The following is an 8,595-nucleotide window of genomic DNA, read 5'->3' as shown; positions in this document are numbered from 1 at the left end:
TGAGTTGTGGCCGTTAACGCTGTACGGATAGTGTCCAAACGGCAGTATGCCTCAGGTCAGCTTCGTTTATTCCTTTAAGAAAGAGCACTTATTATGGTTTACGCCACCAGTCAGAGACTGGTGGAAAGGTTAGATTATAATTATCCCCGTTATAATTTTCATCAGACTCAGTATTGTCCCAACCTCTCCAAACTAAATCAAATCCTGGATGGTTTCTTTTTTGCATTTCCTCATAGTCATGAATCCCTATAGGGATTTGGGATGGTTCTAGATTAGCATCATAAACTTCTTCGTCAAGTATTATTACACCATGAAGTACTGGATGTTTCTTTCTGGACTGCACCCCAATGGCGGCTGACGGATTGCTTCCGAGCAATCCTACGAAGCACCCGAAGGGGGCCCGCTTCGTCAGCGCCACCGTGACGTGCACGAGTCGGGGCCCTTATGGGGTGACTCGTAGGGCGTGGCAAACTTCGTTTGTCACGACCGTAGCACCGCCATAGGTGACGCTTTGAAGTTAAAAGGTTTACATATAAAGATGATATGATAAGATATCATCCTCTTTGCAAACCTTTGGGTGATACTTCCGGTGAGGAATAGAAGCTTTTCAGAAATTTCTCCTGTAGGCTTATGAGGAACTGTTCATTACAAAGGGGGATGGAAGAACAAACGCTGGTAAAAATAGCTTTATGTACAGCAATCCTGGGAATTGTTACCTTATTCTTTCTTACGCCACGACTGACACTTCAGGATCAAACAAGACAGACACTGCTCTTAGCAGAGGATAAAGATACCCTAGTATTTCAAGGAGATGTCCAAGAAATACAACAAAGAGAAGGAGTTATCTTCCTCAAGCTTCGCGTCCAAGAAACAAGAGAAGTCGTGCTCTTTACCGACGATCCGCTCACTATCACCCAGAACGACCGTGTTGAGGTTACCGGGAAGGTTGCAACCTACGAGGGAAAAAAAGAGATCATCGGGGATAGTGTAACGGTGTTACCTAAGAACAAAGAAAAAACAAATAAGAAATAATACAAAAACAGCTTCATCCAAAATTCGCTAGCGCTCAGCTTAGCAGCTTCAAACTTCTGGATTATTTCTAGCATGGCTGAGAGACCCCGTAAGGGACACGTTCCCCCTCTCAGATGGACCTTTGATAAAAGGGAAGTTTGACCTAAGGCTGCTAACCCTTTTTTTGGATGAAACTTACAAAAGCGAAAGAGATTTATACTCGAGGACATCACTCGATGGTTTGTGAAGATAATGAGAACTCAGGAGGTGAGGCTCATGGGATGTGGCTGCTGCGGAACAAGCGCAAGTAAAGGCAAAAAGAACAAGTAAATGGTACTGTTCTCTCAAAGGATTGTTGCGAACCCAGAATGCAACAGTCCCTGTTTTTTTAGGTGATCAGTCAAAGAAAATAGCAAAACTGCTTGATACAAAGTTGGACTGCTCTGAACAAAAGGCTATATTTCTTCCAAGAACGCTTTTGGTGTTAATATCTTAGTCCCACGAAACGCTTGCAGCACAAGTAAGTCTGGATCTCCAGTAACAACTCTAATCATGTTCTAACACATCTTTTTCTTTAATCCCTTTCCTCTTGGCGAATGTCCTTCCAAAAAGAGCCAACCGTTCAAAATCTTTTACCGTTGGTAGCTCTACTCTTTTAAAGATAATAGTATCTCCTCTACCATAAACCGCAAACTTCGTTCCAGACTCTATTTGCATTTCTTCTCTAATTTCTTGTGGTATAACAACTTGCCCTTTTGGAGAAGTTGTCGTTATTTGTACTTCTCTTTCTTTCATTAAACCACCAAGTAAAATAGTTTTACTTTCTTACTTAAATACTTTTCGGTGGATTTACTATACTAAAACGATGTGTCTAACTTTCCTGCAAAGAATAACGGAATTGCTTCTAAGAAACATGCTTGCTCTGCTTCTTGAACTTTTTGCTTGAGACTCTCAACTGTTTCTCCGGGAACAACAGGAACTTTTTTCTGAAGAATAATCGGTCCTGCATCAACAGTTTCGGTTACAAAATGGAGGGTACAGCCAGTTTCAGTCACTCCAGAACGTAAGACTGCTTCATGGACATTTACATCCATGCCGCCAGAAAATGCAGGCAACAATGACGGATGAATATTCATCATTCTACTCTGATAATACTGAACAAACCATGGGCTCAAAATACGCATGTAGCCAATTAACAGAATTAACTTTACCTGATATTTATCTAAAAGAGACGCTACCTCTCTATCAAAGGCTTCACGATCTTTTTTTTTCTGATCCATATCCCGAGGATTAACAAAAAATGCAGGGATATGATACTTTTGTGCCCGTTCTAAAGCAAGAGCATGTTCCCGATCAGACACGACAACAGCAATCTTTGCATCAAGCCTTTTTGCTGCAATGGCGTCAATAATGGCTTGCATGTCTGTTCCTTTAGTAGAAGCCAATATGCCAATGGTGTTGGATGTCATGGGGTTTAAGAGATCTATATATGAATGCAAAGTAAAAATGAAAAGTAAGCCTTCTTCCATCACAGCGCCACTTATGGCGGTGCGACGGTCATGGCTACACTTCGTTTACCATGCCCTACGAGCCACTCCGAAGGAGCCTACCCTCGGCTCGTCGCACGCTCATAGGTGCTGGACGCAACGGGGCTTGCCCCCCAAACTTTACCGAAGTTTGATCAAAAGGGTGCAACATAAAGTTGCACTTCGTGGCCTTCGTGTTGCCTGGATAGCCACGCCGAAGAGCTTCATGCTCTTCCTTGCGTGTCAACTGAGCGTAACCAGTTGTGGTTAAACTGCATCTTCGATAATGCCCCGTGTAGGATCAGTGAGATAAGTATAGGCACGGAAGGTATTTTCCATTAACATAGCTACAGTTAATGGACCAACCCCACCAACCGGAGGAGTGACAAAAGAGGCTTTCTGCCTTATAGCCTCAAAATCAACATCCCCAACAATTCTATCTTTTATTTTTTTAAAGCCTGCATCAATAACAATAGCCCCTTCTTTAATCATTGGCCCCGTAATGAGGTTAGGTACCCCTGTTGCAGTAATCACAATATCTGCTTCACGCGTATGTCGTGCTAAATCTTTTGTTTCACGGTGGCAAACCGTAATGGTGGCGCCTCGCTGGAGAAGTAATAATGCAAGTGGTTTTCCCACCACGTTGCTACTATTGACAATGGTAACATCCTTTCCTAAAATGTCAATACCGTGGTACTCAAAGATTCTAACAATGCCTTGCGGAGTACATGCCACTAATCGTGGTTCTCCAATGCACAATTTTCCAAGATTTCGGGTTGTAAAGCCATCAACATCCTTTGCTCGCCGGATGGTCTCAAGAATACGGTTGGTATGCAAATGCTTTGGCAGGGGAAGTTGTACTAAAATACCATGAACATCCTCTTTGTTGTTTAAGTCCTCAATGACATCCACAATCTCATCTTCAAGAATATTTTCACTCAAGCGATAGATCTCAGAGCGGATACCGATATCATGACAGGTGCGCTGTTTTATACCAACGTACGCCAACGATGCAGGATTTTTCCCAACGAGAATAACTGCTAAGCCTGGCTTTTTGGCTAGCTTGTCAATTTTATACTTCAGTTCTTTCTTGACTTCATCCGCAATCTTGTTTCCATCAACAATAACCGCAGCCATGGCATTTATCCTTGCTTCTCTTACCTTCTCTTTATCTTATCTTCTTTCATTTGATGTCCGGATAGAGTGGGAATTGATGAGCAAGAGACATCACTTCTTTCTGTACTTCCTGTATGACCTGCTCATCATCATGATGCGCAATAACGTTAGTAATCATCTTACCAATCTGTTTCATCTCTCTTTCCTTCATTCCTCTCGTGGTAATTGCCGGAGTTCCGAGACGGATCCCGCTCGGATCAAGAGGTTTTCGAGGATCATCAGGGATCATGTTCTTGTTGAGCGTTATCCCTGCTTTATCAAGGGCTGTCTCTGCCTGTTGTCCGGTAACTCCCTTAGAGCTATAGACATCAACAAGCATCAAGTGATTGTCAGTTCCTCCAAACATGATTTTAAAACCGTTTACCCGTAATGTTTCACAGAGGACTTTTGCATTGACAATAATTTGTTTTGCATATGCTTGAAATTCTGGTTTGAGTGCTTCTTGGAAAGCAACAGCCTTTGCCGCGATATTATTCTCGTGCGGACCACCCTGAAAACCAGGAAAGACTGCCTTATCAATAGCCTTGGCAAATTTCTCTTTACAAAGGATCATTCCTCCCCGAGGTCCTCGTAATGTTTTATGGGTTGTTGTTGTCACAATATCAAAAAGAGGAACAGGATTTTTGAGTTGCTTTCCAGCAATGAGCCCAGCAATATGAGCCATATCCATCATGGTAATGGCTCCAACCTCATCTGCAATTTTTTTGAATCCCTCATAATCTAATTCGCGGGAATATGCTGAAAATCCCGCAAGGATGATCTTTGGCTTGTGCGTTTGTGCCATTGCTCTGAGATTATCGAGATCGACGTTACCAGAAGCATCAGTTTTATAGCGGACAAAATTGAAGATCTTTGCCATAGAGGTAACCGGATGACCATGGGTAAGATGACCACCATGGGAGAGGTCCATTCCAAGAATGGTATCACCAGGCTCAAGCAAGGCAAAGTACACAGCAATATTCGCAGGAGCTCCTGATAATGGTTGAACATTCACATGTTCTGCTCCGAAGAGTTTTTTTGCCCGTTCAATGGCTAATATCTCAATAGCATCAATATGCTGACAACCGCCATAGTACCTTTTTCCCGGATATCCTTCAGAATATTTATTGGTAAGTACAGACCCTAAAGCTTGGAGAACAGCAAGGCTGACAAAATTTTCCGATGGGATCAACTCAAGACCATTATTCTGTCGTTGACGCTCCTGTTCGATGTAATAAGCAATGTCAGGATCAACGTCGTTCAACATCATGGTCCCACCTCCACCTTACTGAAAATGCTCAGGGATTTAGCAGCCTATAAATACTTTGCGCTTTCCTTTCGTCGAGTCATCAACAGGAGTGATTTTCACTTGGGTCCTTTTTCAGCACACTTTTTTGAGCAAAATCGGTACAATGTTCCATGCCACTTCCGTTCATAAACCCGTTCTTCACGATCTCCTAATGGCTTACCACAAGCAGCACAATCTCCTAAATTACCTTTTCCTTTTGCACCTTCCATAAAGCCCGCTTCTTGGGGTGAGAGTTCATCATCTTCTTCCAGTTCCTCAATTCCTTCTTCCGTATAGATATCCTCATCATCGTCTGCAAGCTCTTCCTCATCTTGGTTCTCATCATCTAATTTTGGTTTCATGGAAACACCTCTGTTTGTTTTCAACAAAGTAAGTCTTACCGTGCATTGCAACGGATTGGACTATCAACATCAATGGAGGATAGCAGACAGCTTGTTAGCATGTATTGCCAGTTTAATCTCCCGGGCAATTCTTCTTCCGGTACTCATGGGCTCGTCATAGAGCAACACGGTATATGGAGATCCATTCATGTAAGGATTTGTCCCTGCGACAATTCGTGCACTGATTTCAAAGACAAATATTTCCTCCTGAGGGGTAAAGATGGTCTCAAGACAGAAAGGACCGATAAGTCCCGGAGGAGCGATTTTTTTACTCTCAGCAACTACCTGCTCTCCCATTGCCAAAAGCTGAGGAAGGAATGATTCACGAACAACTAAGGGGATATTACCAACAATAACATAGGAGGGATCTACTTTGGCTAAAGCAATCTGATCTCGAGCACTTATTCTGCCTAAGGAATCAACATTACTTTCATAACGCTTATCAAAGCCCATAATTTCAACCGTATCAGTCAACGGCGAATAAAAATAATGGACATAGATCGGAACACCAATGATATACTCCTGGATAATATACGTCTCCTCATGATGGCCCTTGATTTTTTGCTTGAAATCCGTTTCACTGTTTGCAATAAAATAGCCCTTTCCGCCTTTTGCACCGTGAAATTTCACAATGACACTTCTATCAATTTCTTTGGGATTACTAAAAATCCTGGGCATTTTCAGTCCAGCGCCAAGTAACCATTCTCGTTCAAGTTTTCGATCAGATTCCCACTCCAAGATTTGCTTGTTACCGAAATACTTCACTTTTAATTTTTCAACTGCCTCAGGCCCAAGATAAGCTATAAAGGATCCATGGGGAATGATAATAGCATTTTCTTTGATAAGATGATCTTCAAGCTTGAGGAAATCAGTATAGCTATCAACCTCCAAAAACGAATCTGCAACACGAAATTGTCGATAAACCTTAGTTGCCTGTTTCTTACAGATAACAATGGTAGAAAATCCCTCATCTTTTGCCCCTTTCAGGATCTGGAGGGCAGAATGGCTTCCAATCGTCGCAATTTTGTAGGGAATGCTTTTCGCCATAGCCAGAGGAATGAATGGAAATATATAAATGTTATAGTAAAATTGTTATAGTAATAAGAAAAGAGCATAACCTATGGAAACAATTATCCATCTCCATGAAGCATGGCGCATGTTTCAACGGAGCAGAGATGTTGCTCAGCGAGGAATGACCTCGTTTCAGGGATCTGCAGAGAGCATCTGTAAGCAAATTATCGAGGCATGTTGGGATGAGCAACAGCAGTATTTTAAAGTGAGCGCAACAGGACATTTTCAGGAGTTTTATACCCGGGATTTTGGGTGGTGTGTTGATGCATTACATGCGTTAGGTTACACATCAGAAGTGAGAAAAACATTGCGCTATGCCTTAACTCGATTTACGCATGCAAACAGAATAACCGTCGCAATTACTCCTCGAGGAAAGCCCTTTGATTTTCCTGAGTTTGCTCCAGATTCACTGGCCTATCTCCTGCGATGCCTGCGCGTGCTTCAGGATATTGATCTGATGAAGGCTCATCAATCACTGATCAATGCAGAGATTCAGCGATATTATCAGAAGGTTATTGATCCAACAACCGGCCTGGTACGAAGAGACAGAACCTTTTCTGCCATGAAAGACCATGCATTACGACAAGGTTCCTGTTACAATACGTGTATGGTAGGCATGCTCAGCAAAGAGATTAATGCTCTCAATGAACTGCTGAAGAAAAAAGTATTTGTAAATCCTTTCGAGCAGTATGATTATGTAAGCATTCTCAAGAAGTATTATTGGACAGGTTCTTTTTTTCGCGATGATTGTTCAGATAACCTGTATGTTGCAAGCGATGCACAGCTCTTTCCGTTTTGGGCAGAAATCATCGAAGATAAGACAATGCTCACGAGCTGTATGTACGCAATCCAACGAGAAAAATTAGACCAGCCCGTTCCCTTGAAGTACACGGCACAGCACCAAGGAACATTACGATGGTATAACTACCTAGCTTCTGGCTACCAGGCAAATAGTATCTGGTCAATGCTCGGTATGATGTACTGCCAGATCTTAGCAAAGATCGACAAAGAAAAAGCACAAGAGCACCTGCTCCAGTATGAACAATTAATCACAAAGCATCACAACTTTTTAGAGGTATATAATCATGATGGAAACCCCTTCAGAAGATTTTTCTATGCGACTGATGAAAGTATGTTGTGGTGTAGTATGTGGCTTGATTTAACGAGGAAGTTAACGTAAAAGAAGGTTATGAACAGGTTCAGAACAAAAAAAAAGATGAAAGATTAATGAGCGTAATTATTCCGGATTTTTTTCCATTAACTTTATGAAAACAAAATAATATCAGCTATGACATGAAATGGTATTATTTTGATACCTCCATTTGGATTGACATCTATGCAAAGAGAGGATATCATAGAGAGGTTGCAAAGGAACTTTTAGCGAAGATAATTGTTGACGATAACGGTGTTGTATATTCTGACATCACCCTTGCTGAACTAAAAAAATTGGGATTTTTGGCCTATGATCTTAACCAAATGTTCAGTCTTGCAAAGCTAGGTTACTTAAAACGAATTTACCCAACAAGAGAACAGGCTGAAGAAGCTAAACGATTAGCCAAGCAAAGAAGAGTTCCTTTTGGAGATGTATTTCATGCAGTACTAGCACGAGACCATGATGCACAGTTAGTTTCACGAGATTGGGACTTTGAAAAGCTCAAAGATATAGCAAAGGCAAAAAAAACAGAAGACCTACTCTAAACGAGTACCTAGTTTCTGAGCAATTTCTCTTGCTGCCTCTTCCCGTGCACGTCGTAAGACTTTAGGGGTCATTTTTCTCTTATTTACTCCTGCACCATACATTCGTTCTAATTGAAGAAGTGCCTCTTGTTTTTCTAAATCCTTTATCTTATCTCGAATGGCCTCACGAATAAATTCAGTTTTTGTTGCGTATCGATGTTCCTTCATAACCTTTTCCAAGTCATCGATGAAATTTTCCTCAAATCGTACAGAGATCGTTTCCATTGTATTACAAAGTAATACTTAGTAATATATAAAGGTTTTGGTTGACCTCCTCCTCGGGGTAAACCCTCAGCCTGCGGGCTGACCCTCGCTGCGGCTCGGGCGAGGATTCCAGTGTTTGGCGTGGTGAGCCTTCTGATTTCGGACGTACCCTATTGCTTTCTCGAGGGTAACATTTCCAACG

Annotated in this window: 12 protein-coding genes; 4 read left to right on the top strand and 8 right to left on the bottom strand. The window is 41.9% G+C overall.

The annotated features are described in order from the left end of the window. Positions 1–91 precede the first annotated feature (91 nt). The gene (locus HYW21_03825; protein ID MBI2548455.1) at positions 92–376 is read right to left on the bottom strand and encodes a hypothetical protein; all 285 of its coding nucleotides are present in this window, start codon (positions 374–376) and stop codon (positions 92–94) included. 281 nt (positions 377–657) lie between these two features. On the opposite strand from HYW21_03825, the gene HYW21_03820 reads away from it, so the two are divergent. Continuing rightward, positions 658–1,032 carry a hypothetical protein gene (locus tag HYW21_03820; GenBank protein ID MBI2548454.1) on the top strand — a complete coding sequence of 125 codons (375 nt, stop codon included), beginning with the start codon at positions 658–660 and terminating at the stop codon, positions 1,030–1,032. Positions 1,033–1,294: 262 nt separating this feature from the next. Continuing rightward, positions 1,295–1,507 (top strand): hypothetical protein, encoded by a 213-nt coding sequence (locus HYW21_03815; protein MBI2548453.1) that lies wholly within the window; start codon positions 1,295–1,297, stop codon positions 1,505–1,507. 50 nt (positions 1,508–1,557) lie between these two features. On the opposite strand, the gene HYW21_03810 is transcribed toward HYW21_03815, so the two are convergent. The 6 genes from HYW21_03810 to HYW21_03785 all read right to left on the bottom strand — a co-directional run bounded on the left by HYW21_03810 (position 1,558) and on the right by HYW21_03785 (position 6,416). Then, positions 1,558–1,806: an AbrB/MazE/SpoVT family DNA-binding domain-containing protein gene (locus HYW21_03810; GenBank protein MBI2548452.1), complete on the bottom strand. Its 249-nt coding sequence runs from the start codon at positions 1,804–1,806 to the stop codon at positions 1,558–1,560. 62 nt (positions 1,807–1,868) lie between these two features. After that, the gene (purN, locus tag HYW21_03805; protein MBI2548451.1) at positions 1,869–2,480 is read right to left on the bottom strand and encodes a phosphoribosylglycinamide formyltransferase; all 612 of its coding nucleotides are present in this window, start codon (positions 2,478–2,480) and stop codon (positions 1,869–1,871) included. A 324-nt stretch (positions 2,481–2,804) separates the two neighbouring features. Continuing rightward, entirely contained in the window at positions 2,805–3,674 is an 870-nt protein-coding gene (locus HYW21_03800) for a bifunctional 5,10-methylenetetrahydrofolate dehydrogenase/5,10-methenyltetrahydrofolate cyclohydrolase (protein MBI2548450.1), read from the bottom strand. A gap of 46 nt (positions 3,675–3,720) precedes the next feature. Further along, a complete protein-coding gene (locus tag HYW21_03795; GenBank protein ID MBI2548449.1) occupies positions 3,721–4,962 on the bottom strand; it encodes a serine hydroxymethyltransferase in 1,242 nt (413 codons plus the stop codon). Between the two features lie 95 nt (positions 4,963–5,057). Continuing rightward, positions 5,058–5,342, bottom strand: coding sequence for a hypothetical protein (locus HYW21_03790; protein MBI2548448.1), 285 nt, complete (start codon positions 5,340–5,342; stop codon positions 5,058–5,060). Positions 5,343–5,411: 69 nt separating this feature from the next. Next, positions 5,412–6,416, bottom strand: coding sequence for a formate--phosphoribosylaminoimidazolecarboxamide ligase (locus HYW21_03785; GenBank protein ID MBI2548447.1), 1,005 nt, complete (start codon positions 6,414–6,416; stop codon positions 5,412–5,414). Positions 6,417–6,501: 85 nt separating this feature from the next. On the opposite strand from HYW21_03785, the gene HYW21_03780 reads away from it, so the two are divergent. Both HYW21_03780 and HYW21_03775 read left to right on the top strand, forming a co-directional pair. Then, complete coding sequence (locus HYW21_03780; GenBank protein ID MBI2548446.1) at positions 6,502–7,632, top strand: hypothetical protein; 1,131 nt, start codon at positions 6,502–6,504, stop codon at positions 7,630–7,632. A gap of 113 nt (positions 7,633–7,745) precedes the next feature. Beyond that, positions 7,746–8,150, top strand: coding sequence for a PIN domain-containing protein (locus HYW21_03775; GenBank protein ID MBI2548445.1), 405 nt, complete (start codon positions 7,746–7,748; stop codon positions 8,148–8,150). Here the strand turns inward: HYW21_03775 and HYW21_03770 are convergent. Beyond that, positions 8,142–8,414 carry a hypothetical protein gene (locus HYW21_03770; protein MBI2548444.1) on the bottom strand — a complete coding sequence of 91 codons (273 nt, stop codon included), beginning with the start codon at positions 8,412–8,414 and terminating at the stop codon, positions 8,142–8,144. The two genes, HYW21_03775 and HYW21_03770, sit on opposite strands and share 9 nt — an antisense overlap. Positions 8,415–8,595 lie beyond the last annotated feature (181 nt).

The sequence above is a fragment of the Candidatus Woesearchaeota archaeon genome, from assembly GCA_016187565.1.
Classification (GTDB): domain Archaea; phylum Nanobdellota; class Nanobdellia; order Woesearchaeales; family JACPJR01; genus JACPJR01.
Note: the sequence above shows the minus strand (reverse complement) of the source record. Positions and strands in the feature narration are given on the sequence as shown.